Here is a 23,565-nt window from a genome sequence, read left to right as displayed (position 1 = left end):
TCCGGGCGGCCCCGTTCCCTTTGGTACTGTCGCGTACCGCTCGGGCGGGGTAAACGGCCGCTCGGGGCAGTGGTATGGAATTGGCCTCGGGACTGCAGGTCTCCCTCTCGATCCCATGCGCCTCCTGCTCACCGGCCACGACGGCTACATCGGCACCGTTCTCGCTCCGATCCTCACCGCCGCGGGCCACGAGGTCGTCGGCCTGGACACCGGGTGGTTCGCGACCTGCGGGTTCGGCGATCAGCCCTCGCCCCCGCCGTCGGTCCGCCGGGACGTGCGCGACCTGACCGCGGCCGACCTCGACGGCTTCGACGCGGTCATCCACCTCGCGAACCTGTCGAACGACCCGCTGGGCAACCTCGACCCCGGCCTGACGGGCCGGGTCAACGCCGACGCTTCGGTCCGCCTCGGCGCGCTCGCCCGCGAGGCGGCCGTGGGGCGGTTCGTGTTCGCCAGCTCGTGCAGCCTGTACGGCGCCGCCGGCCAGGACGCCGTCACGGAGGAGGCCGCCTTCCACCCGCAGACGCCTTATGGCCAGGCCAAGGTGGACGCCGAGGCGGGCCTCCGGGCGCTCGCCACCGACACCTTCTCGCCGGTCTACCTCCGCAACGCGACCGTCTACGGCGCCTCGCCCAAGCTGCGGTTTGACCTCGTGGTGAACAACCTGACTGCATGGGCCGTCGCGACCGGCGCCATCCGGATGCTCTCCGACGGGACGCCCTGGCGCCCGCTCGTCCACGTCCAGGACGTGAGCCGCGCCGTGCTGGCCGCGCTGGAGGCGCCGCGGGAGGCCGTCCACGACCAGGCCTTCAACGTGGGACGTGAGGGGGAGAACTACCAGATCCGCGACGTCGCGACCATCGTCGGCGAGGAGGTCCCCGATTGCCGCGTCACCTTCGCCGACGGCGCCTCGCCGGACACCCGGTCCTACCGCGTCAGCTTCGCGAAGATCGCCGAGCGCCTGCCTGGCTGGCAGCCCACCTGGACCGTCCGCGACGGGGTCCGGGAGGTGCGCGACGCGCTCTCGGGGTTGGACCTCCAGCCCGAGGTGTTCGAGGGGCCGCGCTACTCGCGCATCGCCCGCCTCAAGACGCTCCTGGAGTCCGGGGCCCTCTCGACCGACCTCCGATGGATCGGTGGCGACGGGGCGACCGCGATCGACGCTGAGCTTCCTCTCCTGCAGGTCGCCCGGTAGCCCGCCTCACGCACTCCGCCTTTCGCACCCCGCGCCCATGCAAGTTCTCGATACCCCCGCCGCGCTTCCCGCCGAGGTCCCCGACCAAGGCTTCCCGTGCCGCTCGTGCGGGACGCCGCTCCGGTACTCCATGGTCGACCTCGGGTCGAGCCCGCCGTGCCAGAACGTCGTCCGGCCGGACCAACTGGGGGAGGGGGAGACCTACTACCCGCTCCACGCCTTCGTCTGCCACACGTGCTCGCTGGTGCAGATCGACGCCGTCGTGCCACCAGAGGCCATCTTCGAAGGCGAGTACGCCTACTTCTCGTCCTACTCGGACTCGTGGGTGGATCACGCCCGCCGCTATGTCGACGAGGTGGCCGACCGCTTCGGCCTTGGGGAGGACTCGCTGATGGTTGAGATCGCCTCCAACGACGGGTACCTGCTCCAGCACGCGGTGGCGAAGGGCATCCCATGCCTGGGCGTCGAGCCTGCCGCCAACGTCGCCGAGGCGGCCGTGGCGCGCGGCGTGCCGACGCGCGTGGCCTTCTTCGGGGAGGACGAGGCCCGCGCCATGCGCGCCGAGGGCCTCCGCGCCGACCAGATCGCGGCCAACAACGTGCTCGCGCACACGCCGCACCTCAACAGCTTCGTCGCCGGGCTGGCCGTGCTGCTCGCCGACGACGGCGTGGCGACGGTCGAATTCCCGCACCTGCTGGAACTGGTCGACAACAACCAGTTCGACACCATCTACCACGAGCACTTCTCGTACTTCTCGTTCACCGCCGTCGAACGCGTCTTCGCGCGGCACGGCCTCGTGCTGTTCGACGTCGAGACGCTGCCCACGCACGGCGGCTCGCTCCGCATCTACGCCCGGCACGCCGCCGACGCCACGAAGCCCGTCACCGCCCGCGCCGTCGAGATGAAGGCCCGTGAGCAGGCCTGGGGCGTCGACGACCTCGCCACCTACGCCGCCTTCGCCGAGCAGGTCCGCGAGACCAAGCGTGGCCTCCTCGACTTTCTGATCCAGGCCCGCCGCGACGGGAAAACGGTCGTCGGCTACGGCGCCCCCGGCAAGGGCAACACGCTCCTCAACTACTGCGGCATCCGGACCGACCTGCTTGACTACACCGTCGACCGCAATCCCTACAAGCAGGGCACCTACACGCCCGGAGCTCGCATCCCGGTCTACGACCCGGCCGTCATCAGCGAGACGCGGCCGGACTACGTCCTCATCCTCCCCTGGAACCTGCGCGACGAGATCGCGGCTCAGATGAGCCACGTCCGCGAGTGGGGGGGGCAGTTCGTGGTGCCCATCCCGCGCGTCGAGGTGTTTTGACGGGAGAGGTGCGGGGTGGAACGGTCAGCCGATTCCCCAACCAAACGTTCCCCCTTCCACGTCATGACGTTCCAACCCACCGAGATCCCCGGCTGCGTCGTCGTCCGTCCGCAGCGGCATGCCGACGCCCGCGGCCACTTCGCACGCACCTGGGACGGCGCCGCCTTCGCCCGTCTCGGCCTCACCGCCGAGGTGGACCAGTGCTCCGTCTCGTTCAACGAGCGCGCGGGCACGCTCCGGGGCATGCACTTCCAGATCGCGCCCCATGAGGAGGCCAAGCTGGTCCGCTGCACGCGCGGCGCGCTGTTCGACGTCTGTCTCGACCTCCGGCCCGACTCGCCGACCTACCGCCAGTGGCACGGCGAGGCGCTCACCGCCGACAACGGCGTCGCCCTGTTCGTGCCGGAGGGCTGTGCACACGGCTTCCTGACGCTGGAAGATGCCACCGAGGCGTTCTACATGATCTCGGCGCCCTACGCCCCCGACGCTGGCCGCGGCGTCCGCTACGACGACCCAGCCTTCGGCATCGACTGGCCCGCCAAGGTTGCCGTGATTCATCCCCGCGACGCGAGCTATCCGCTGGTGAGTGAGTGAGTGGAGGGCTACCGGTAGACGGTGCAGGATTGCAGGGCGTATCATCGGACGCCCTCGGGCCCGCATCCGGCGGACCCTGGTTCCTCACCCCTCATCGTCTCATGCGATTCGCAACCCTCGTACTCGTCGCGTTCATGGCCTCCGGCTGCGGCACCATCATCAACGGAAGCAACCAGGACGTGGCTTTCAACTCGTCTCCCACCGGCGCCCGCGTCACGGTCGACGGCCTGCAGATGGGCACCACCCCCACAGTCATCGGGCTCTCGCGGAAGGACTCGCACACGGTCGAGTTCTCCCTCGACGGGTACGAGAACCAGTCGATGATCATCAACCGGTCCGTCAGCGGCTGGGTCTGGGGCAACCTCGTCTTCGGCGGGCTCGTCGGCCTCGTCGTCGATCTCTCGACGGGCGGCATGTACAAGCTGACCCCGGAGCAGGTCCAGATGAGCATGGGCGACATGGCCGCCAACTCGGACGGCGACACGCTCATGATCGCGGTCGTGCTGAAGCCCCAGGCCGACTGGGAGAAGGTGGGCCAGCTCACGCCCGCGCCGTAGTCCTCCGACGTCTCCCGCCTCGGCACCGAGGCGGGCACGCTCCCGGCCCGCAGGTCGCCGATGCTCCGGCGGTCTGCGGGCCGTTTCGGTGTCAGTAGAGCACCGCGGCGTCCTTCGGGTCGCCGAACCACACCAGCCACAGCCGCTGGTTGGCCGGGAGGCCGAGCGCCGGGTCGAGCGCGACCGACGTGCTCCCCCGACATCCGAAGCACTGGTCGGCCGGGTCGGTCTCGGCCGTCTGGCAGGTCACCCCGTAGCGCCAGCCCGACTTCAGGTCCAGGTTCAGGGTCGCCACGGTCGACGCCCCTCCGCCGCCCGCCGCGCGCACCGTGCACCCGATCGTCGCGGCACCGGCGGAGACCTCCCCGGGCTCGGCGTAGAGAAGCCGCCCCGCGGTCGTGGGTTGATCGCCGGACAGCGTCACCGCACGCCCACGGAAGGTGAGGTCGGCTTCCAGAGCTGTGGGGACCTCTGCCCCGAAGCCGATCTCGGCCGGGTCGGAGCTGACGAGGGAGCAGCCGCCCAGGAGGACGGCGAGGAGCCAGAGGGCGCGCATCGAGAGGGAGGGGAGGCCGCCGAAAGATCCGTCGCTCATCCACCGCCGCCCATCCCATTCACACGCCCCACCTCGGCCCCGAGGCGGGCCTACTTGTACCCCGCCTCCGTCAGCATCTGGGTCGCCACCTCCTCGCTCCAGCCCTGGATCGTGTTCTCCCCGACCGCCACCAGCGGGATCCCGCCCGTGCCGCCGCGCGCCGCGTACTCCGCCGCCCCCGCCGGGTCCTTCTCGATGTCCACGACCCGGTGCGGAACGTCCTCCGCGTCCATGAACTCGCGCGCCTGCGCGCAGTACGGGCACCACTCCGTCACGTAGAGCACGACGGCAGGCTTGCCGTCCGGCGTCGTCGTCTCGACCAGCGAGTCCGAGAACTCTCCCGGAGCAGCGGCAGCGGAGGCCGGCGCCGGATCCTCGGCCGCAGGGCGGGCCTCGAAGCGGCAGCCGGTGACGGCGACGAGCAGAAGGGCGAGGAAGGCGAAGCGCATGGCAGAACCAGAAGAAGAGGATGTCGGACGCACGGGCCGAACGAAGACTTACTCGGAGCGGACGGCCGACCAGACGACCAGCGTCCCGTCCGGACCGACCGACGTGGCCTCCAAACGCCCGCCGCGGACCGCGCCGTGTGTCTGGACCGAGTCATCGGCCGTCTCCACCGAGAACGTAAACCGGAGCGCGTCCCACGTCGCATCCACGCTCCCCGACGAGATCACCGTGTCGCCCAGCGTCCCCGTCACCCTTCCCAGGGCGTCGACAGACAGCGTCAGCGGAACGAGGTCCGGGGCCGCCTCGGGCGACGTGCGGAGGTCGGCCACCCACGCCCCGCTCAGCGACTGGCGGGCGCCGCGGGCGACGGCGTCGCGGATGTCGGGGAAGCGCGCCACGAGCGAGTCGCCGGGGCAGACCGTCTGGCCGGGAGCCCGGTCGCGGTGCCCCGCCACCGTCGCCGGGCCGAAGCCCCACTGCCGGGCCAGCGCCTCCGAGAGCGCCAGCAGGCTCGCCATCTGCGCCTCCGTCGGCGACTCGATCTCGAAGTTGCCGTCCAACTCCACCAGGATCTGGTCGCTGAGGTCGTAGACGGTGTTGGTCGCGCCCTGGAACTGCACGTCCCGCGCCTCCAGGATGGTGCCGTCCGCCGTGATGGCGAAGTGGTAGGGGATGTCCGCCCAGGCCCGTTTCACGGAACCATCGGCCAGCGTGTCCTGGCTCGTCGAGAAGGCGAGGAGCGCCCGGAGGATGTCCTCCGGCGACCGGTCCGGCCGCATCGGCGTGCCCGCATGGTGGATCGTCAGCGCGGCCGGCGTCTGCGGCACCATCGGCCCGGTCGGGGGCGTCCCGCCCCACGCCTCACGCGACATCACGTCCACGCCGGGCGGCAGCGGCGTCCGGTCCTGGGCGGTCGCGGGAAGCGCGACGGCGAGCACGGCGAGACAGACGAGGAGGCGCATTCAGACGGTCGGGATGAGCCCCCAGAATACGGCCGCCGGATCCCCACACCCGCGGCGACGTAGCCCGCGCCGCCCCCTGAAGCCCATGCCTGATCCGTCTGCCGCCTTCGAGTCCGTCCGCGAGTCCGGAGGAGTCGAGGAACTCCGCCACGCCACGAACGGCCTCACGGTCCTCCTCGCCCCCGAGGCCGCCGTGCCCGTCGTCGCCTTCCAGGTGACCTACCGCGTCGGCAGCCGCAACGAGGGCGCCGGGCTCACCGGCGCGACGCACCTCCTGGAGCACCTCATGTTCAAGGGTTCCGAGCGCTTCAACAAGGACCTCGGCACGAGCGTCTTCCAGACCCTCCAGTCGCTCGGAGGCCAGATCAACGCCACCACGTGGTACGACCGGACCAACTACTACGCGCTGCTTCCCAGCGAGCACCTGGAGAAGGCCGTCGAGATCGAGGCCGACCGGATGCGCGGCGCCCGGGTCCGTGACGAGGACCTCGCCTCGGAGCGCACCGTCGTGCTCAACGAACTGGACCGGGGCGAGAACGAGCCGCTGCGGAAGCTGCTCCACGCCACCTTCGCGACGGCCTACCAGGCCCACCCGTACGGCCACCCCGTCATCGGCTGGCGGAGCGACGTGGAGACGGTCTCCGCCGAGGGCCTCCGGCACTTCTACGACACCTACTACTGGCCCCGCAACGCGACCGTGACCGTCGCCGGCGCCTTCGACCGCGACGACGCACTGGTGCTCATCGACCGGCACTTCGGCCCGATCCCGGCGGGACCCGAGGCCTCGCCCGACGCCGAGCCGCTCGCGCTCCGCGACGCGCCGGTCACGCGCGAGCCCGAGCAGCGCGGCGAGCGCCGCGTCACCATCCGTCAGGCGGGCGAACTCGGCGCCGTCCTGCTCGCCTACAAGGCCCCCGCCGGCCTCGACGACACCGCCGACGCCCTCGACGTGCTCACGCAGGTGCTCGCCGCAGGCAAGTCGGCACGGCTCTATCGCGCCCTCACCGACCCCGGCCTCTCCACGAGCGCCGCGGCCTATTTCCCGCGCCTCCGCGACCCCGGCCTCTTTATCGCCTACGCGACGCTCGCGCCCGACGTGGCCCACGAGACCGCCGAGGCGGCCCTCAAGGACGCCCTCCAGGCCATCGCCACGGAGGGCATCTCGGACGGCGAGCTCGCCCGCGCCCGTCGCCAGGTCGTCGCCGACGAGGCCTTCGGGCGCGACGGCCCCTATGCTGTCGTCTCCCAACTCAACGAGGCGATCGCGGTGGGCGACTGGACCCTGTTCGCCGACTACCGCGACCGGATCGAAGCCGTCACCGCCGCCGACGTGCAGGCCGCCGCGACCGCCATCCTGGACGACGACCGCCTCACCGTCGCCTGGTACGTCCCCGACGAGGGCTAGCCTGCGGCGACGGTCCCACCTGGCCTTGCGGGTGCGTGCCTCCGGTACGCGTGTGGCGACGATTGATTCCTGACTCCTGACCCTGACCCCTCCCCATGCTCGCCTCCCGCATCCACGACGCCACCGTCGGCCCGGCCCGGTTGCTGATGCTGCCCGTCGGCGTCCCCGACGTGGTCAGCTTCCGCGGGTCGTTCGAGTCCGCCCCGGACCTCGGCGCCGACGACGACATCGTCCTGTCGGTCATCGCGAACCTGCTCGACAAGGGGACCGCCCACCGCGACCGCTTCGCACTCGCCGAGGCCCTCGACGACCGCGGCGCCCAGATCTCGTTCTACGCCGACGGCCTGCGGATGGGCTTCTCGGGCCGCGCCCTCCGCGCCGACCTCGCCGACGTGATCGCGCTCGCAGCCGAGCAACTCCGCGAGCCGGCCTTCGACCCGGACGAAGTCGAGAAGGCGCTCGTGCGCGCCGTCGCCGGGGTGCGGCGCTCCCTGGAGTCGACCGGCGGGCAGGCGTCGGGGGCGCTCTCGCGGCGCCTCTACGGGCCGGCCCATCCCAACTACGCCCTCGTCCCGGCCGAGGAGATCGCGGCCCTGGAAGCCCTCACGCCGGATGTCGTCCGCGATCACCACGCCGCCCACGTCGGCTCCGACGACCTGACGATCACCTTCGCGGGCGACGTGGACGCGTCCGCGGTGGAGAGCGCCGTGTCGGCCGCCTTCGGCGACTGGGCGCCCCACGGCCGGACGCCCGTGTTCGACACCCAGGCGAGCCCCGAGGCGCCCGGGCGCACGGTCGTGGAGATGGCCGACCGCCGCAACCTCGACGTCCGCCTCGGCCACGCCGTCGCCCTCCGGCGCGACGACCCCGACTTCCTGGCGACCTACGCGGGCATCTTCGCCCTCGGCGGCAACTTTTCGAGCCGCCTCATGCAGACCGTCCGCGACGAGCAGGGCCTCACGTACGGCATCGGCGCGTCGCTGGGCAGCGCGAGCGTCCGCCACGACGCGCACCTGCGGGTGAGCGTGACGCTGAGCCAGGAGAACGTCCTCCGTGGCATCGCTGCCACGCGCGCCGAGGTGGACGCCTTCGTCGAGGAGGGGGTCTCGGAGGCCACGCTGGCGGCGGTCCGGACCACGCTGGCCGGGACGCACGTCGTCGGCATGGCGACGACCTCCGGAGTCGCGGCCCGCCTGCTCGTCAACGCCGAGCGCGGCTTCGACGTGGGCTACCTTGACCGCTACCCCGAGCTCATCCACGCCCTCACCCCCGAGGCCGTCACCGAGGCCGTCCGCCGTCACGTCCGCCCGGACGACCTGCACGAGGCCATCGCCGGGACGATGCCGACGGACGCGACGGCGAGCTGACCGGCCGCGCTTCTCGGATTTTCAACGCGCCCCGCGGAGCGCCCGGCCGCGTCACGTGTAGATTGGGCGACCGTGCCTCGCACGAGACATGGTGGCTGTAGCTCAGTTGGTTAGAGCGTCCGGTTGTGGTCCGGAAGGTCGCGGGTTCAAACCCCGTCAGCCACCCTTCCCCCTAGAGGGGACCCTGCCGCGTTCATCTAGGGGTCTAGGATGCCACCCTTTCACGGTGGTCACACGGGTTCAAATCCCGTACGCGGTACTGACGCAGGGCGACGAGGCGCTACGCCGCCTCCAGTCGGTGCTCCATGTCGCGGACGAATGACAGGAAGCCCTGGGGCGTCGCGGGAAGTTCGGAGAGCCGGACGAGCCGCATGGACCAGGCCGGGAAGAGACGGCCACCGGAGACGCGGCACCCCGATCCCGCAGCGATGTCGGCGACCGGTCCACGCGCGATCACGTCGGGGTCGAAGTGGCGGGCATCGGTCCGGATGTCTGCGTACAGGGCCTCGACCGCGTCCTCGGGCCCTTCGATCCACTGGACGAACTCACCGGGCGCACCTGCGACGATGGCCAGCTGGCCGTACAGCAGAATCCCGGTGATGTCGAGGGCGCGGTTCCTGGATTCTGCCGTCTCGATGATGGCGTTGAGGTCTCCGGCGAGGAGGCCAGGGCGGGCGCGGGAGCGGTACAGGAGTGCGTGCATGGAGGGACAACGCCACGACGGCTGGGGAAGTCCGCCCCCAGGTGCGGTTCAGGGGTTCCCCCGTGCCCGGGCGGCGGCGCGGACCGCCAGCAGGACGGCCACCGGGAGGACCTCCAGCGGCAGGCGTTGGGGCAACACCGCCCAGGCGAGCACGGCGAGTCCCGTGATTCCGGCCGTCGCCCAGAGGTACGCCCGCCACCGCGGCCCGACGCGGTCCCGTCCGATGGCGACGGCCAGCGCGAGATGCGTCGGCCACGCCCAGATTAGGTTCCAGTTCGGCCCCATCACGTCGTGCGTCGTCGCGACCCAGAGCAGGAACAGGATTACGCCCATCCCGCCGACGACCCCGAACAGCGCAGCGTCCGCCAGCCGGCCGAGGCGGGTGAGGGGGCGGCGCAGCGCCGTCAGCCCGATGCCGACGACGGCGAGCGCGATCGTCGCCCAGAGCGGCCACCTCGGCGCGGGCGCGGGCATCCCGGCGCCCTCGATCCAGAACAGCGTGTCGCGCGACGCCACCAGCGGGCGCCCGCCGACCGTCGCCCGGTCCAACTGATCCGCCAGTTCGATGGGCAGGAAGCCCTCCTCACGCGCCGTGGCGTCGCGGTCGCCCGGCGCACCCAGCGCGAGGTTGAGCCCCGTTTCGACGGCGCGCTGGCCCACGAGGTAGGGCGCGAGCAACTGCCGGTACGTCCGTGGGGCCTCGACCGGCGGCAGGGCCAGCCCCGGCCGCCCCGACGCCACCAGGGCCGAGTCGATGCCATCCAGAAGGCGCGTCGAGCAGTTGTCCCAGAAGAAGTCGTACCGGTAGGCGCGGTTCTCGGGGAGTGCGTTGCGCTCCAGCCGGTCGTAGAAGGTGCGAACGGTCTCGGGGTCCAGGTCGAGGGTCTGCTCGATGATGGGCCGCTGCAGGTAGGCGTACTTGTCCAACTCCAACTCGAACGGCGCCGTGTCGAGCATGTAATCCAGCGACCCGCGCAGGAAGCGGACCACGAAGAACGGCTGGTCGAAGGAGAACGTCCCGAAGTTGTACGTCCGGTCCATCCCCGCTGCGTCGTCGCGGATGCGGATGGCGCTGTGGCCGAAGAGGCTGTAGACCTCGTCGCCGGGCAGCATGGTGAGGAGGGACACGCGCGCCGAGTCGGACAGCCCCACGGGGGGCTCGGTGAACGGCTGGAGGGTGTCGACGGGGCCTGTGGTCGGCGCGGTCGGGTCTTGGGCCGAGGCGAGGAGGCCGAGGGCGACGGTCAGCAGCAGGAGGAGCACGCGCATCATGGCGCCAAACTACCCGACGGCTGAGTCCGGGCCGTAGCCTGGGGCATGTCCCCGTTCTCCGCCGTCCGCTTTCGCGGGACGTGGCGCCCGCGTGCGGGTCGATGTGGCGTCGCCCGTGGTCGAGCGGGTGCGCCGGTGGGGCACACCGCGAGGCGGGTAGCTTGGCGAGCGAACCCCGCCCCGGACCCTGTGACCCGCAAGGAGAAAGCCGCCCTCGTCCTCGACCGCCTCCGCGTCGCAATCCCCGCTCCGGAGACTGAACTCCAGTACCGGACCGAGTTCGAACTGCTGATCGCCGTCATCCTGTCGGCTCAGTGCACCGACGAGCGGGTCAACCTGGTCACCCCCGCGCTCTTCGAGGCTTACCCGGACGCCCGCGCGATGGCCGAGGCCGAGGCCGACGAGATCTTTCCGTTCATCCGCTCGGTCACGTATCCCAACAACAAGGCCACGGCGCTCGCCAAAACGGCGCGGATGCTACGCGACGACTTCGGCGGCGAGGTGCCGCGCGCGCATGCCGACCTCGTCAAGCTGGCTGGCGTCGGGCGGAAGACGGCCAACGTGGTGGTCTCGGTCGCCTTCGGAGACGCCGCCATCGCGGTCGATACGCACGTCTTCCGCGTCGCCAACCGGATCGGCATCGTGCGCGACAAGAAGACGCCGGACGGGGTCGAGAAGGCCCTCCACCGGGTCATCCCCAGGGACGAGTGGGCGGAGGCGCATCACCTGTTCATCCTGCACGGGCGGTACACCTGCCTCGCTCGCGCGCCGAAGTGCGAGGTGTGCCCGCTCACCGACCTGTGCGACTACTTCGCGTCGCTCCAGGCCCTCCCCGAACCGCTGAAGGGCCTCGACCCGAAGCAGGGGCGCTATTACTCGAAGACGGCCAAGCGCTACTTCGACACGCCCGCTACGAAGGTGGACCGCCACGGCACCGAGCAGATCGCCGACCCGTGGTCGGGCTCGATGAACGTCTTCGACGCCCGCACGGGCCAGACGACCAAGAAGGTCAAGGACTATCGGGTGTAGCCCGCTTCGCGCGCGGGCAAGGGGAGAATGAAAAGGGGCCGCGGCCCCCCACCTCGGCGCCGAGGTGGGCACACCTTCCCCTCGTCCCCTCGTCCCCTCGTCCCCTCGTCCCCTCGTCCCCTCGTCCACCGTGTCTCTGCTTTCTGACTTCAAGTCCTTCGCGTTGCGGGGCAACCTGATCGACCTCGCCATCGGCTTCACCGTCGGCGCGGCGTTCACGACGGTCGCCCAGTCGCTCGTCAACGACCTCATCATGCCGCCCATCGGGCTGCTCCTCGGCAGCACCGACTTTTCAGACTACTACCTCCTGTTGAAGTCGGGTGACGCGGCGACGGGGCCGTACCCGACGCTGGAGGCCGCCCAGGCGGCGGGCGCGGTGACGCTCAACTACGGTGCGTTCCTGACCCACCTGCTGACGTTTCTCGTCGTGGCTCTGGCCGTCTTCGTCCTCGTGCGGGCGGTGAAGCGCGCCTCGGAGCAGATCCAGGACGAGTTCGGCGCGGCCGAGGCCGACACCCCGGATCAGCCGGACACCAAGAAGTGCGCCTACTGCCGGGAGGCCGTGCCCTTCAAGGCCAGCCGCTGCTCGCACTGCACGTCGTTCCTCGGCACCGACGGCGGTCCGCTCACGCCGGACGGGACCATCACGCCTGGGGGACCTGCGGACTGAGGCGCGGCCTCAAATACTTCTGGGCCCCCTCTCCCGCGCTGTCTGCGCGGACCCATCTTTCCGAACTCCGAACTCCGAACTCGTGACCCACAAGCACCTCCTTCTCATCCTCGACGGCTACGGCATCGCCGAGGACCCGTCGGTCTCCGCCATCGCCGCAGCGAGGACGCCGTTCCTCGACGATCTGTTCGGCTCCAATCCCACCTCGACGCTGGAGGCGTCCGGCCGGGCGGTCGGGTTGCCGGCGGGACAGATGGGCAACTCGGAGGTCGGGCACCTCAACCTGGGCGCCGGGCGCGTGGTGTACCAGGACATCACGCGGATCGACAAGGCCATCGAGGAAGGCTCGCTGGCCGAGAACGCGGTGCTGCTCGGTGCCATCCAGCACGCGCAGGCCACCGGCGGGCGGCTCCACCTGATGGGCCTCGTGTCCGACGGCGGTGTCCACTCCCACCTCAACCACGTCGCGGCGCTCCTCAAGATGGCGGCGCATGAGGGGCTGCTGGGGGATCGCGTCGTGATCCACGCGTTCACGGACGGGCGCGACACGGGGCCGCAGGCGGGCGCCGGGTACGTCCGCCTCCTCCAGGCGGCGGCCGAAGCGGCCGGGGCCGGGGTGATCGGGTCCGTCGTCGGGCGCTACTTCGCGATGGACCGCGACCAGCGCTGGGAGCGCACGGAGACGGCGTACCGGCTCCTGACCGACGGGGTGGGGGAGAGCTACGCCGACCCGGCGGCGTTTCTGGAGGCGAGCTACGCCGACGGCACGACGGACGAGTTCGTCCAGCCGGGCGTCCTGGGCGACGGCGCGGGCACGCGCATCGAGGACGGCGACGCGGTCGTCTTCTTCAACTTCCGCTCCGACCGCGGGCGCCAGCTCACGCGCGCCTTCCGCGAGGTCGGCTTCTCAGGCTTCGAGCGGACGCCGCCGGACGTAGCATACGTCACCATGACGCGCTACAGCGCCGAGTTCGACGTGCCGGTCGCGTTCGACAAGGACAACCTCCCGGCCACGCTGGGCGAGGTCATCTCGAACGCAGGCCTGACGCAACTCCGGGCGGCCGAGACCGAGAAGTACCCCCACGTCACGTTCTTCTTCAACGGCGGGCGAGAGGTCCAGTACCCCGGCGAGTCGCGCGTTCTGGCCCAGAGCCCGAAGGTGGCGACGTACGACCTCCAGCCGGAGATGAGCGCGCCGGAGCTGGCGTCGCGCGTCGCCGAAGCGATCCAGACGGAGGCGCCGGACCTGATCGTGCTCAACTTCGCCAACCCCGACATGGTGGGCCACACGGGCGTGTTCGACGCCGCCGTGGCCGCCGTCGAGGCCGTGGATGCGGCGGCCAGGGTCGTCGTCGAGGCGGCGCGCGGGGCGGGCTACACGGTGGAGGTCCTGGCCGATCACGGCAACGCGGACAAGATGCGCAACCCGGATGGCTCGCCGCACACGGCCCACACGACCGCGCTCGTGCCGCACGCGATCGTGCGCGACGGCTTCGACGGCCCCATCCGTCCCGGCGCGTTGGGCGACGTGGCGCCCACCATCCTCGCCCTGATGGGCGTCCCCCAGCCGCCCGAGATGACGGGCACGTCGCTGGTCGATGTCACCTCGTAGCGAGTCGGGCGTAGGACCCGCTCTCGCTCGCTAACCCACGCCATGGACCTCATCACGCAGTACGACATCCCCTTCCTGCACCCGCTGGCGGTGCACTTCCCGTTGGTGTTGCTGCTGCTCGCGGCGGCGTCGGCCGGGTTGTACCTGCTGCTGGGGCGCGCCGTCTGGCGGCAGGCTGGGCTCGTGCTGTTCCTCCTGGGGACGCTCGGCGCGTGGGCGGCCGCGGAGACGGGGCACGATCTGAAGAACGCCGTCGAAGGCGACCCGATGGTCGAACTGGTCGTGGAGCGCCACGAGAGCGGGGCGGAGTGGACGCTCTGGATGAGCGCGCTGGCGACCTTCCTCTTCGCGCTCGTGTCGGCTGCACAGCTCCGCCTGCCACGTCGGGTGCCGACCGCGGACGCGGCCGATGCGGCTGCACCCGCGCCGACGCCGAGGCGGACGCGCGAGCCACTCTGGGGGCGCCTGCTGGTGCTGCTGCCCGCCCTCGCCGCGGCGGCGCTGGTCGCCTGGACCGCCCACCTCGGCGGCCTCATGGTCTGGGGCGTGCCGCGGTAGGGGGAGGACGAGGGGCGGATCGCACACCGTGCGACGGCGGACGTCCGCCGTCTGCTCCGTGAAGCCTCCGGGCAGGAGCCCACGCCGACGAACGACCGCTCGGGTACATTCGTTGACCGACCTGCTATGGCGTTCCCCGACTCTGACCCGCTCACCACCCGCCAGGAGGACGTGCTCCGTCGCGTCGTCCAGCACTTCATCGACACGGCCTCGCCGGTCGGGTCGAAGGCACTCGCCGAGGCGGTGGAGCTGTCGAGTGCGTCCGTCCGCTCCACGATGCGCGATCTGGAGGACGCGGGCTACCTTGGCCACCCTCACACGTCCGCCGGGCGCGTGCCCACCGAGCGGGGCTACCGCACGTACGTGGACTCGCTGATGGACGTGACGGGGCTCTCGGACCGCGAGGCGTCGTTGCTGCGAGAGAGCATCCGCCGCCGACTCGGAGACCTGGAGGCCGTCGCCCGCGAGACGAGCCGCCTGCTCGGCCGCCTCAGTCAACTGCTCGGCGTCGTGCTGACGCCGAGTCTGTCGACCGGCGTGCTGGAGCGCATCGAGGTCGTCCCGCTCGGTGCCACCCGCGTGCTGTTCGTGCTCGCCCTGCGCGGCGGGCTCGCGCGGACGGTCGCGGCCGAGGTCGATGTGGTCATCGACGAGCGCGCCCTCGACGGCATCGTGCGGCGCCTCAATGAGCGCCTCGCGGGCCACTCGCTGGAGGAGATCCGCCGAACCGGCCGCGAGCGCGTCCGTGACCTCGCCGAGGAGGACGGGACGGGCATCGTGCGCGTGGTCCTCCGCGACGGCAAGGCGCTCTTCCGCGAGGTCGCCCCCGAGCGCCGGGCCGCCATCGGAGGGGCCCAGCACCTCGTCGCCCAGCCCGAGTTCTCCAGCCCCGAGTGGGTCCGCGACGTGGTCGAGCTGGCCGAGAGCGAGGACGTGGTGGTCCACCTGCTGGAGACGCCGCGCCTCGTCGACCCCACTGACCCCGACCGGGCGGTCGTGCTGATCGGCCGCGAGGTCGGCCGCGGGCGCCCTGGCGACGGGCCCTCGTACTCCGTCGTGACCGCTCCCTACCGCCTCGGCGACGGCGTCGGCGCGGTGGCCGTGCTCGGGCCGACGCGCATGGACTACAGCCGCGCGGTTGGCCTCGTCGAGTACGTCGCCTCGCTGCTCGGCGACGAGGCCTCCGACTAGACCTCGTCTCCTTTTCCCACTCGTTTCGTTCCCCTCCGGCGCCGCGGGTCCGATTTTACCGAGCCCGGTCCTTCCTTCTGCACATGGCCGACCGCCCCGTTTCCCCTTCCGACGCCCACTTCTCCGACGAAGCCGTCGCCGAGCCCGACGCCACCTCCGAGGAGACGACCGCACCTGACGCCACGGCCGAGGCCGCTGCGGCGGCCGAGGAGATCCAGCGCCTCGAAGACCGCCTGCTTCGCGTCACCGCCGAGTACGACAACTACCGCCGCCGGTCCGTGACCGACCGCGAGGAGGCCGTCCGCCAGGGCCGCCGGGCCGTCCTGGTCCCCATTCTGGACGTGTACGACGACCTTGCCCGGTCGCTCGACGCCGCCGAGCGTGCCGCCCAGCAGGACGCCGGCTCGGGGTCCTTCGACGTGCTCCGCCAGGGCATCGACTTGGTGTTCCAGAAGTTCGGCGACGCGCTGAAGAAGGTCGGCGTGGTGCCCATCGAGGCGGTCGGACAGCCGTTCGACGAGGCGGAGCACGAGGCCATGATGCAGCAGCCCGCGCCTGACGGCACCGAGTCCGGCACGGTCTTGGCCGAGATCCAGCCCGGTTACCGGCTCGGCGACCGCGTCCTGCGCCACGCCCGCGTCATCGTCGCCGAGTAGCGGCAACCCCTCGCGCTCGCGTCCGTAGCGCTCCCCGCCCCCCCACCGACCGCCCCGATGCCCGCTGACACCGCCGAGCGCGACTTCTACGACGTCCTGGGTGTCGCCCGGACGGCGACGGCCGACGAGATCAAGAAGGCCTACCGCAAGCGGGCCATGGAGTCGCACCCGGACCGCAACCCGGGCGACGCCGAGGCGGAGGTCCGCTTCAAGGAGGCCGCCGAGGCCTATGAGGTGCTGTCGGATCCCGACAAGCGCGCGCGGTACGACCGGTTCGGCCGTGCCGGGCTGGGCGGCGCGGCAGGCGGTCCGCAGGGCGGGTTCACCGACATCTCGGACATCTTCTCGGCCTTCTCCGACATCTTCGGCGGCGAGAGCCGCTTCGAGGATGTGTTCGGGCGCCGGCCGGGCCAGCGACGCGGGCAGGGCCGCCCCGGCACCGACCTCCGCGTTCGCCTCGCGCTCACACTGGAGGAAGTGGCCGAGGGCGTCGAGCGGCAGCTCAAGCTCCGGAAGTACGTCGGCTGCGACCACTGCGCCGGTACGGGCGCCGAGGACAAGCAGAACGGGTTTTCCACCTGCCCGACGTGTCAGGGCTCCGGCGAGGTCCGCCAGGTGTCGAGTTCGTTCTTCGGCCAGTTCGTCAACGTGCAGCCGTGCCCGACCTGCGAGGGCGAGGGGCGGACGATCGACGAGCGCTGCACCGTCTGCTCGGGCGAGGGCCGGGTGAAGGGCGAGGAGACCGTCACCGTCGAAGTGCCTGCGGGGGTCTCGGGCGGCCACTACCTCCAGATCCGCGGCGCGGGCAACGCGGGCGTTCGCGGCGGCGCGGCGGGTGCGCTGCGCGTCGAGATCGACGAACGCGCCCACGAGCACTTCCAGCGCGAAGGGCTCGACGTGGTGTACGACCTCTTCCTCTCGTTCCCGGACGCCGCGCTCGGCACCGAGGCGACCGTCCCCACGCTGAAGGGCCGCGCCAAGCTCCAGATCGACAGCGGCATCCAGAGCGGACGCGTCCTGCGGATGCGGGGTCGCGGTCTGCCGGAGGTCGGTGGAGGGCGCCGCGGCGACCAACTCGTGCGCGTTCACGTCTGGACGCCCGAGCAGGTGTCGCCGGCGCTCCGCGAGGCCCTCGAACAACTGCGCCTGGAGCCCGACCTCAAGCCGTCGCCCGGCTCGAAGGACCGCAAGGGCTTCTTCAGCCGCGTCAAGGACGCGTTCACGAGCTAGGCGGGACCCGTCTGGGGCCTGTCGGAAGGAGTCTGAGGCAGGGGAGAGGGAGGCGACGGCGGTGGCTCCGAGTCCTCTCGCCTCGACACCGAAGTGGGGCGGGTGAGATCGTCGCGGCGAGCCGTCCCGTCGGGACCTCCGCCCGTTCAGGCACGTCCCACAGGCCAACGCTCTCGCCTTCCGTGCCTACCCCGCCGCCGACCGACCTCGCGCCTGAGCGCCCCGCTGCCGTCCCAGCGACGGGCGCTGCGCTCCGCCATGCGCTGCGCGACCTGCCCTCGCCCGTCGTGGTGGTTACCACCGAGACCGAGACCGGTCCGCGTGGCGCGACGATCGGGTCGTTCACCAGCGTCTCCCTCGACCCACCGCTCGTGTCGGTCAACGTGACGCACGGCACCCAACTCCACGACGCGCTCACCGAGGCGGACACCTGGGCCGTCCACCTGCTCGCCGCCGACCAGGCCGAGATCGCGTCGCACTTCGCCGTGCCGGATGTGAACGGGGAGGACCAGCTGGCGCCCTTCGGCCACGTCCGCGGGGGCGGGCCGCCGCTGCTGCGCGGGTCGCTTGGCGTGTTGCTCTGCCGGCCCCACGCGCACTTCGAGGCGGGCGACCACACCGTGTTCGTTGGCGCGGTGACGCACGTGATCGAGGGCGCTGGTCGGGACCCGCTCCTCTACTACCGCCAGTCGTACCGCGCGATCGGGAACGAGGTGTGAGTCAGCCCGCCCCGCGAGCGGGATCTGCGACCTCGGGCATCTCGTCGCCGCCGTAGGCGCCGAGGCCGAACAGCGCGAAGTCGTAGCGCGCTGGGTCCGCGGGGTCGAGCGCGCGGCACACGTCGGTGAGTTCCTGGACCGCCCGCCAGTCGTCATACCTGCGCGAGAGGAGGCCGAGCCGCCTCGCCTGAGTGCCCGTGTGGACGTCGAGCGGGATCACGAGCTGGCTCGGGCGTACGTTCGCCCACAGGCCGAGGTCGACCGGGCCGGGGCGCGTCATCCAGCGGGCGTACATCGCGAGTCGCTTGCACGCGCTCCCGGAAGAGGGACGCGCGAGATGCTTCGTCCGCATCCCGGCCTCTGGGACCGCGGTGAGTAGCGTGTCCGAGAACGTCTGGATGGCCGGTCCGATGTCGTCCTCGTCGGAGAGCCCGCTCGCGAAGAGAGCCCCGAGGGAGCCGTGCGCCTCCAGCACGGCCCGGAGGGAACGGGTCAGCGCGATGGCGTCGGCCGACGAGAACGTGCGGTGCTTGAAGCCGTCGAGGCGGTCGGCACGGGCCAGCGTGAAGTCGCGCACGAAGCGGTGCGGGCGCGCGTCCATCCGGTCGACCAGGTCGGCCAGCTTGTTCAGGATCGTCGCCCGGCGGCCCCAGGCCAGCACGGCGGCGAACAGGCCGATCACCTCCTGGTCCGCAGGGTCGTCGAAGGCGTGGACCACCGAGATGGGGTCCTCGTCGATGAACGCGGTCCGCTCGTACCGAGCGACCAGTGGGTCGAGAAGGGCGCGGGCGTCGGCGGGGGCCATCGGAAACGGCGCGCGGGCCGCTCCGTCGTGGAGCGGCCCGCGCGGCAGGGGAGGGGAGAGGCTACTCGGCAGGCGGCTTGCCGACGGTCTTGTCGGCGGCATCCTCGTCCTCGGCGCCCGCGTCGAGCGTGTTCACGTTGGCGACGGCCTCGTCCGAGGTGTCGTCGGCCGCCTCGTCCGAGTCTTCGCGCTCGATGACCAGCGTCACGTCGGACACGAGGGCGGCCAGCGCGCCGACGGCCGAGAGGACCGGGTTGAGCAGAAGGGCCGCAGCCCCGGCCCCGACGCCGACCGTCAGGGGGATCTCGAGGAGCACCTTCTCGCCGCGCTTGATGGCGACGCGCTTCACGTTGGCGTCCTCGATCAGGTCGCGGACCTTGTCGACGAGCTGGTTGGAGGCCACCTTGAGTTCCTCGGCGGCCTCGGAGGCGCGGGACTTGGCGGCGTCGGCGAGGCGCTGGGCCTCTGACTGGAGGGTGGGCTCGGGCTTCGGATCGGGCATGGGCGGGAGGGGAAGGGAGGGAATCGTGGTGCACGGTACGCCGTTCCGGTTGTTTCGTTCGCCCTCGTGCAGAGTGGGATTCTCTCCTCGGCGGACGGATCTCCACGGTCGGCGGGTGAGGCGGAAGACCGAGCACTCCGGGCCGATGCTGATAGTCGGCGCCTCCCTCTGCGATACGTGACAGGTTGCCTCGGCAAACGGTCCAGCGCCCCGGTGCCCCCGGACCGGTACGTGACCTGCACCATCCAGGGGTCTCCCGGTCGGCCGCCACGGCTGCCGAGGCTCACTCGGTCGCTCCTCGCAGCGGCGTTCCCTCTTCTTCTCGCTCACACACATGGGACAGCAGCAACTCCTCCTCCTCGTTCTCGGCATCGTGATCGTCGGCCTCGCGGTCGTCGTCGGCATCCAGGCCTTCGGTGAGAACCAGCGCAAGTCCAGCGCGGACGCGATGATCAACGACGGCGTCCGGATCGCCTCCGACACGCAGGCCTGGTCGCTCAAGCCGACAGCGTTCGGCGGCCCCGGCGAACTGGGCCTCGCCGAGCTGTCCTTCCCGCGCCTGGGCTACACGCTTGGTGGCAACGGCTGCGAGGCGAACGAGTACGGCACCCTCAACGGCTGCTTCGCACTCGCTGTCTCCACGACCGGCGGGGCGACGACGGTCACCATCACCGGCACGGCCGACAACGGCAACGTAGTCACCGTGACGGTGACTGGTCCCAACCCGGAGGACATCTCGGCTACGATCACGACCTCATAGTGCATCGGGTCGGGTCTCGCTTGCCGCCCCCGCTGGACATCGGTCCGGCGGGGGCTTCTCGTTTGGTCCGCTACGGTCGGGCTCGCGCCTCCGATGGCTCGACAGGGACCTTCGTCGACGCCGAGTGCCCCGTGCCTCTCACCGATACAAGAGGTAGAGGGCACGGCCTTGCGAGGGGCGCCGGGGGCCGGACAGACGAGGAACCGGGAGGCGCGCGCAGGCGGTGGACGAAACGCCGACTCGGGCGGCGCCATGGGTACCGCCCGTGGCGATCGGCCGGGGCGTCTGCGGGTCCGGGAGGAGAGTGCCGGCGCGAGAGCATCGCTGGGGTGATGCGATTGCGTGCATCTCCCATCTATCCAAGGAGGAGGGCGTTCTGGGAGATTCTCCCCCGGTCGTTTCGAATCGTACCCGGGCTCCTCGGGGAGGGGAGCCAGGGGAAAGGCGCCCCGACGGGCGACACGGACGAGCCAAGGGGCCCAGACGGCTCAAAATCGCGACACGGACGGTGTGCTGAACGCCTGGGAGAGGGTGCGCGGCGGATTGGGCACAGCGATGGCATCAGGAGCCCCCGTACCCCGGCGGCCGACTGGCTGCCACCGCCCCGGCGCACCTGCGAGGGGGCACTCTCACACCCGGAGCGCCCCGCTCCAACACCAACCACAACCCACCATGGGACAGCAGCAGCTCCTCCTCCTCGTTCTCGGCATCGTGATCGTCGGCCTCGCGGTCGTCGTCGGCATCCAGGCCTTCGGTGAGAACCAGACCAAGGCCAACGCGGACGCGATGGTCAACGACGGCGTCCGCATCGCCTCCGACGCCCAGGCGTGGAAGCTCAAGCCGCAGGCCTTCGGCGGCGGTGGCGCCCTCGTCGGCGAAGAGAACTTCACCGGCCTCTCCTTCGCGCAGCTCGGCTACGCTGAGGGCACGCAGACCGGCTGCGACACCTACGGCAACCTGAACGGCTGCTACACGCTCGTCGCTACGGGCACCGAGGTCACCATCACCGGCACCTCCGCGCAGGGCAACATCGTGACCGTCATCGTCGACGGCACGGACCCCGACGACATCGCGACGACCGTCACCAACTCGTAACGAGTCGGATCGAGTCATCGTCGGCGCCCCCGCTGGACTCCGGTCTGGCGGGGGCGCTCTCTGTTCGCCCCGCTCGCCCGCCATGCGCGCTCCATCTCCCGCTTTGCTCTCCCGGCCTTCCGCCTCGGTCGACGCGACGGACATCCTGACCGCTACGGCCCTCGCCGTGGCCGTCCTGGCGCCCCTCGCACCCTCGCTGCTCGCGGCCCAGCCCCACGACGGGCAGCGGCTCGCGCAGCTGGCGGTTCTCCTCGGCACGGGCGTCTCCGTGGCCGTGGTGCCCGCCATCCGGGCGAGCCTGCTCCGGGCCTGGGCGGCCCTGCCCCCGGTCCTGCGCGTCGCCTTCGGCGGTGTGGTGGGCCTGGGCGTGGCCTCGTCGGCGACCGCGGCGCTGCCGGGCTACGCACTCGTCGAGGTGGGCGTGCTCGTGCTGTCGGCCACGCTGTCGCTGATCGTCGCGGACCGCGTGTCCCAGGGACCGCAGGAGGCGCTCCGGCTGCTCTCGCGCGCGGTCGTCGTGATGGTGGGATTCTACGCGCTCCTGTTCGCGGTCTCCCAGGTCGCGTCCATCGCCGCGGGGACGCGGTTGTGGCCGCATGCCTACACGGGCTTCTCGAACATCCGTCACCTGAACCAGCTCCAGACGTGGACCTACGGTCTCCTGCTCTTGCCTGCGCTGACCGCGGAGTCCCGCGGATGGCGCCGGGCGTCGCTCGGGCTGAGCGCATTCTGGATCGCCCTGGCCATCGGGTCGGGCGGACGCGGGACGCTGCTCGCGCTGGCGGCCTCGCTGGTCGTGGCATGGCTGCTGTTCGGACCTGCGGTGAGACGCCACCTCTGGACGGTGGTCGGGGTGGCCGTCGCGGGAATCGGCCTGTACCTGCTCCTCGTCTGGTTGCCCGCGGTCCTGTTCGAGCAGGAGGCGTACCGGCTGGCCCGTCCGATGGGGGAGGCGCGGCTGCTCGTGTGGGGGCTGGCCCTGGAGCGGTTCGCCGCCTCCCCCTGGCTCGGCGTCGGGCCGATGCAACTGGCCGCCGACGCGGCCTTCCTGGCAGACGGGCGCGTCGCCCATCCCCACAACGCGGTCGTCCAGGTGCTCGCCGAGTGGGGGGGCGGTGCGGCGCTGCTCGTGGTGACAGCGGTGGGCTGGGGCCTGTGGCGCTGGGGGCTCGCGGCGCGGCGTGAGCGCCAGGATCGTGCGCTCGGCAGCTTCGTGCTGACGCTCGCCCTGCTCGGTGCCGCCCTCCACGCGATGGTCTCTGGCGTGGTCGTGATGCCAGTCAGCCAGCTCTGGGGGGGGCTCGTGGTCGGCGCCGCGCTCGGGTGGTACCTGTCCGCGCGCCGCGCACCGTCCGCCGCCGCCCCTGGAGCCGGCCGCGCGTGGATCGCCTCCGCGCTGGTGCTGGCAGCCGGAGCGGCCGTGGTCCTCGGTGCGGGCCCCGACGCGATGCGAGTCGACGAGCGGGACCTGGCCAATGTCCGCGACACGACGGTTCTGACGTTGATGCCGCGCTTTTGGCGGGCAGGGTCGCTGCTGGGCGTTGCCCCCGACCCGATCCCCGAGGCGGAGGCTCACGCCGCCACGGCGTCGCCTGGTCGGTAAGCCCTGTCTGGTTCGGCCGTTCCGTCACTGGCTGTCCCGCGTCGGCGACGTTTTCTCGCGCCGAAGGCGGGTCGTCGGGACTGGCATGTGGTTTGGTCTATGCCCCGTACATCCATCCTGATGCGCGAAACGCCCGTTAGGGCCCTCGTTTGAGGGGGCCGCCGGTAATTCTCGCACACCGTCCTCCCATTTCTTCTCATGGGTCAGCAGCAGCTCCTCCTCCTCATCATCTGTGTGGTCCTCGTGGGCCTTGCGGTGGTGGCAGCGTTCACCGTTCTGGAGACCAACTACCGCAAAGACGAAGCCGACGGACTCCTGGAGCGGAGCCTCGCCATCGCCACCCAGGCGGTCTACTGGAAGGCCAAGAACGACCCCTTCGCTGGCGGCGCCCAGTCGTACCTGGCCCTGACCGAGGGGGGGATGCAGCGTCTCGCGCTCGACTCGATCAACGTGCGCGGACGGTTCTCGATCACCGGGGCGACCGACAACACGCTGGAGGTCACGGGCATCAGCGACCGCATCGCTGGCGTCGGGGTCCGGGTCTACGTCCGGGACTACTCCGTGGACTCCAGCGTGACCGCCTTCGACGGCTCGATCGCCTTCGACTAGGGGCCGTTCCATCGCTTTGCGATGCCCCGTGCCACGACTCCTCCTCCCGTCCGGGCGGTCTCTCCAAGAGGCCGCCCGGTCTCGTTAAGGTGACCCGATAGTCCGTCGATA

Annotated in this window: 25 protein-coding genes and 2 tRNA genes; 20 read left to right on the top strand and 7 right to left on the bottom strand. The window is 71.3% G+C overall.

The window, feature by feature from the left end:
- Nucleotides 1-115 precede the first annotated feature (115 nt).
- From B1759_RS03595 to B1759_RS03580, 4 genes are all read left to right on the top strand, one after another.
- A complete protein-coding gene (locus B1759_RS03595) occupies nucleotides 116-1,195 on the top strand; it encodes an NAD(P)-dependent oxidoreductase (protein ID WP_095513665.1) in 1,080 nt (359 codons plus the stop codon).
- Between the two features lie 37 nt (nucleotides 1,196-1,232).
- The gene (locus B1759_RS03590) at nucleotides 1,233-2,513 is read left to right on the top strand and encodes a class I SAM-dependent methyltransferase (RefSeq protein ID WP_095513664.1); all 1,281 of its coding nucleotides are present in this window, start codon (nucleotides 1,233-1,235) and stop codon (nucleotides 2,511-2,513) included.
- A 63-nt stretch (nucleotides 2,514-2,576) separates the two neighbouring features.
- Entirely contained in the window at nucleotides 2,577-3,107 is a 531-nt protein-coding gene (rfbC, locus tag B1759_RS03585; protein ID WP_095513663.1) for a dTDP-4-dehydrorhamnose 3,5-epimerase, read from the top strand.
- 101 nt (nucleotides 3,108-3,208) lie between these two features.
- A complete protein-coding gene (locus tag B1759_RS03580) occupies nucleotides 3,209-3,664 on the top strand; it encodes a PEGA domain-containing protein (RefSeq protein ID WP_095513662.1) in 456 nt (151 codons plus the stop codon).
- A gap of 91 nt (nucleotides 3,665-3,755) precedes the next feature.
- On the opposite strand, the gene B1759_RS03575 is transcribed toward B1759_RS03580, so the two are convergent.
- From B1759_RS03575 to B1759_RS03565, 3 genes are all read right to left on the bottom strand, one after another.
- The gene (locus B1759_RS03575; protein ID WP_095513661.1) at nucleotides 3,756-4,220 is read right to left on the bottom strand and encodes a hypothetical protein; all 465 of its coding nucleotides are present in this window, start codon (nucleotides 4,218-4,220) and stop codon (nucleotides 3,756-3,758) included.
- An 89-nt stretch (nucleotides 4,221-4,309) separates the two neighbouring features.
- Nucleotides 4,310-4,708, bottom strand: coding sequence for a glutaredoxin family protein (locus B1759_RS03570; RefSeq protein WP_095513660.1), 399 nt, complete (start codon nucleotides 4,706-4,708; stop codon nucleotides 4,310-4,312).
- 48 nt (nucleotides 4,709-4,756) lie between these two features.
- Nucleotides 4,757-5,668, bottom strand: a complete 912-nt coding sequence (locus tag B1759_RS03565; protein WP_095513659.1) for a peptidoglycan recognition family protein — start codon at nucleotides 5,666-5,668, stop codon at nucleotides 4,757-4,759.
- 85 nt (nucleotides 5,669-5,753) lie between these two features.
- On the opposite strand from B1759_RS03565, the gene B1759_RS03560 reads away from it, so the two are divergent.
- From B1759_RS03560 to B1759_RS03545, 4 genes are all read left to right on the top strand, one after another.
- Nucleotides 5,754-7,073 (top strand): pitrilysin family protein, encoded by a 1,320-nt coding sequence (locus tag B1759_RS03560; RefSeq protein ID WP_095513658.1) that lies wholly within the window; start codon nucleotides 5,754-5,756, stop codon nucleotides 7,071-7,073.
- Nucleotides 7,074-7,168: 95 nt separating this feature from the next.
- Nucleotides 7,169-8,440, top strand: coding sequence for a pitrilysin family protein (locus tag B1759_RS03555; RefSeq protein WP_095513657.1), 1,272 nt, complete (start codon nucleotides 7,169-7,171; stop codon nucleotides 8,438-8,440).
- 91 nt (nucleotides 8,441-8,531) lie between these two features.
- Nucleotides 8,532-8,605: transfer RNA gene (locus B1759_RS03550), tRNA-His, on the top strand.
- 21 nt (nucleotides 8,606-8,626) lie between these two features.
- Nucleotides 8,627-8,699, top strand: a tRNA-Glu gene (locus tag B1759_RS03545).
- 21 nt (nucleotides 8,700-8,720) lie between these two features.
- Here the strand turns inward: B1759_RS03545 and B1759_RS03540 are convergent.
- Nucleotides 8,721-9,143, bottom strand: coding sequence for a BLUF domain-containing protein (locus B1759_RS03540; protein ID WP_095513656.1), 423 nt, complete (start codon nucleotides 9,141-9,143; stop codon nucleotides 8,721-8,723).
- A gap of 48 nt (nucleotides 9,144-9,191) precedes the next feature.
- A complete protein-coding gene (locus B1759_RS03535; RefSeq protein WP_095513655.1) occupies nucleotides 9,192-10,415 on the bottom strand; it encodes a DUF4105 domain-containing protein in 1,224 nt (407 codons plus the stop codon).
- A 189-nt stretch (nucleotides 10,416-10,604) separates the two neighbouring features.
- Between B1759_RS03535 and nth the strand changes: the two genes are divergently transcribed.
- The 8 genes from nth (at nucleotide 10,605) to B1759_RS03495 (ending at nucleotide 18,080) form a co-directional block, all read left to right on the top strand.
- Nucleotides 10,605-11,444 carry an endonuclease III gene (gene nth, locus B1759_RS03530; protein WP_198948741.1) on the top strand — a complete coding sequence of 280 codons (840 nt, stop codon included), beginning with the start codon at nucleotides 10,605-10,607 and terminating at the stop codon, nucleotides 11,442-11,444.
- A gap of 130 nt (nucleotides 11,445-11,574) precedes the next feature.
- Entirely contained in the window at nucleotides 11,575-12,114 is a 540-nt protein-coding gene (mscL, locus tag B1759_RS03525; RefSeq protein ID WP_095513653.1) for a large conductance mechanosensitive channel protein MscL, read from the top strand.
- A gap of 82 nt (nucleotides 12,115-12,196) precedes the next feature.
- A complete protein-coding gene (gene gpmI / locus B1759_RS03520) occupies nucleotides 12,197-13,726 on the top strand; it encodes a 2,3-bisphosphoglycerate-independent phosphoglycerate mutase (protein WP_095513652.1) in 1,530 nt (509 codons plus the stop codon).
- Nucleotides 13,727-13,768: 42 nt separating this feature from the next.
- The gene (locus B1759_RS03515) at nucleotides 13,769-14,284 is read left to right on the top strand and encodes a DUF2231 domain-containing protein (protein WP_095513651.1); all 516 of its coding nucleotides are present in this window, start codon (nucleotides 13,769-13,771) and stop codon (nucleotides 14,282-14,284) included.
- A gap of 126 nt (nucleotides 14,285-14,410) precedes the next feature.
- Entirely contained in the window at nucleotides 14,411-15,475 is a 1,065-nt protein-coding gene (hrcA, locus tag B1759_RS03510) for a heat-inducible transcriptional repressor HrcA (protein WP_095513650.1), read from the top strand.
- An 83-nt stretch (nucleotides 15,476-15,558) separates the two neighbouring features.
- A complete protein-coding gene (locus B1759_RS03505) occupies nucleotides 15,559-16,131 on the top strand; it encodes a nucleotide exchange factor GrpE (RefSeq protein WP_095513649.1) in 573 nt (190 codons plus the stop codon).
- 57 nt (nucleotides 16,132-16,188) lie between these two features.
- Entirely contained in the window at nucleotides 16,189-17,361 is a 1,173-nt protein-coding gene (gene dnaJ, locus B1759_RS03500; RefSeq protein ID WP_095513648.1) for a molecular chaperone DnaJ, read from the top strand.
- Between the two features lie 182 nt (nucleotides 17,362-17,543).
- Nucleotides 17,544-18,080, top strand: a complete 537-nt coding sequence (locus tag B1759_RS03495) for a flavin reductase family protein (RefSeq protein ID WP_158225107.1) — start codon at nucleotides 17,544-17,546, stop codon at nucleotides 18,078-18,080.
- Nucleotide 18,081: 1 nt separating this feature from the next.
- Here the strand turns inward: B1759_RS03495 and B1759_RS03490 are convergent, their stop codons facing one another.
- Together B1759_RS03490 and B1759_RS19585 are read right to left on the bottom strand one after the other, a co-directional pair.
- Complete coding sequence (locus B1759_RS03490; RefSeq protein ID WP_095513647.1) at nucleotides 18,082-18,885, bottom strand: TIGR02757 family protein; 804 nt, start codon at nucleotides 18,883-18,885, stop codon at nucleotides 18,082-18,084.
- A gap of 61 nt (nucleotides 18,886-18,946) precedes the next feature.
- Nucleotides 18,947-19,387, bottom strand: coding sequence for a DUF4342 domain-containing protein (locus tag B1759_RS19585; protein ID WP_158225106.1), 441 nt, complete (start codon nucleotides 19,385-19,387; stop codon nucleotides 18,947-18,949).
- 334 nt (nucleotides 19,388-19,721) lie between these two features.
- Here B1759_RS19585 and B1759_RS03480 point away from each other — a divergent pair, with 334 nt between their 5' ends.
- From B1759_RS03480 to B1759_RS03465, 4 genes are all read left to right on the top strand, one after another.
- A complete protein-coding gene (locus B1759_RS03480) occupies nucleotides 19,722-20,147 on the top strand; it encodes a hypothetical protein (protein WP_095513645.1) in 426 nt (141 codons plus the stop codon).
- Nucleotides 20,148-20,819: 672 nt separating this feature from the next.
- Nucleotides 20,820-21,242, top strand: coding sequence for a hypothetical protein (locus B1759_RS03475; RefSeq protein WP_095513644.1), 423 nt, complete (start codon nucleotides 20,820-20,822; stop codon nucleotides 21,240-21,242).
- Between the two features lie 82 nt (nucleotides 21,243-21,324).
- Nucleotides 21,325-22,845: an O-antigen ligase gene (locus B1759_RS03470; RefSeq protein ID WP_095513643.1), complete on the top strand. Its 1,521-nt coding sequence runs from the start codon at nucleotides 21,325-21,327 to the stop codon at nucleotides 22,843-22,845.
- Nucleotides 22,846-23,043: 198 nt separating this feature from the next.
- Nucleotides 23,044-23,454: a hypothetical protein gene (locus B1759_RS03465; RefSeq protein ID WP_095513642.1), complete on the top strand. Its 411-nt coding sequence runs from the start codon at nucleotides 23,044-23,046 to the stop codon at nucleotides 23,452-23,454.
- Nucleotides 23,455-23,565 lie beyond the last annotated feature (111 nt).

The sequence above is a fragment of the Rubrivirga sp. SAORIC476 genome, from assembly GCF_002283555.1.
GTDB lineage: Bacteria > Bacteroidota > Rhodothermia > Rhodothermales > Rubricoccaceae > Rubrivirga.
This window is presented reverse-complemented; position numbering and strand designations above follow the sequence as displayed.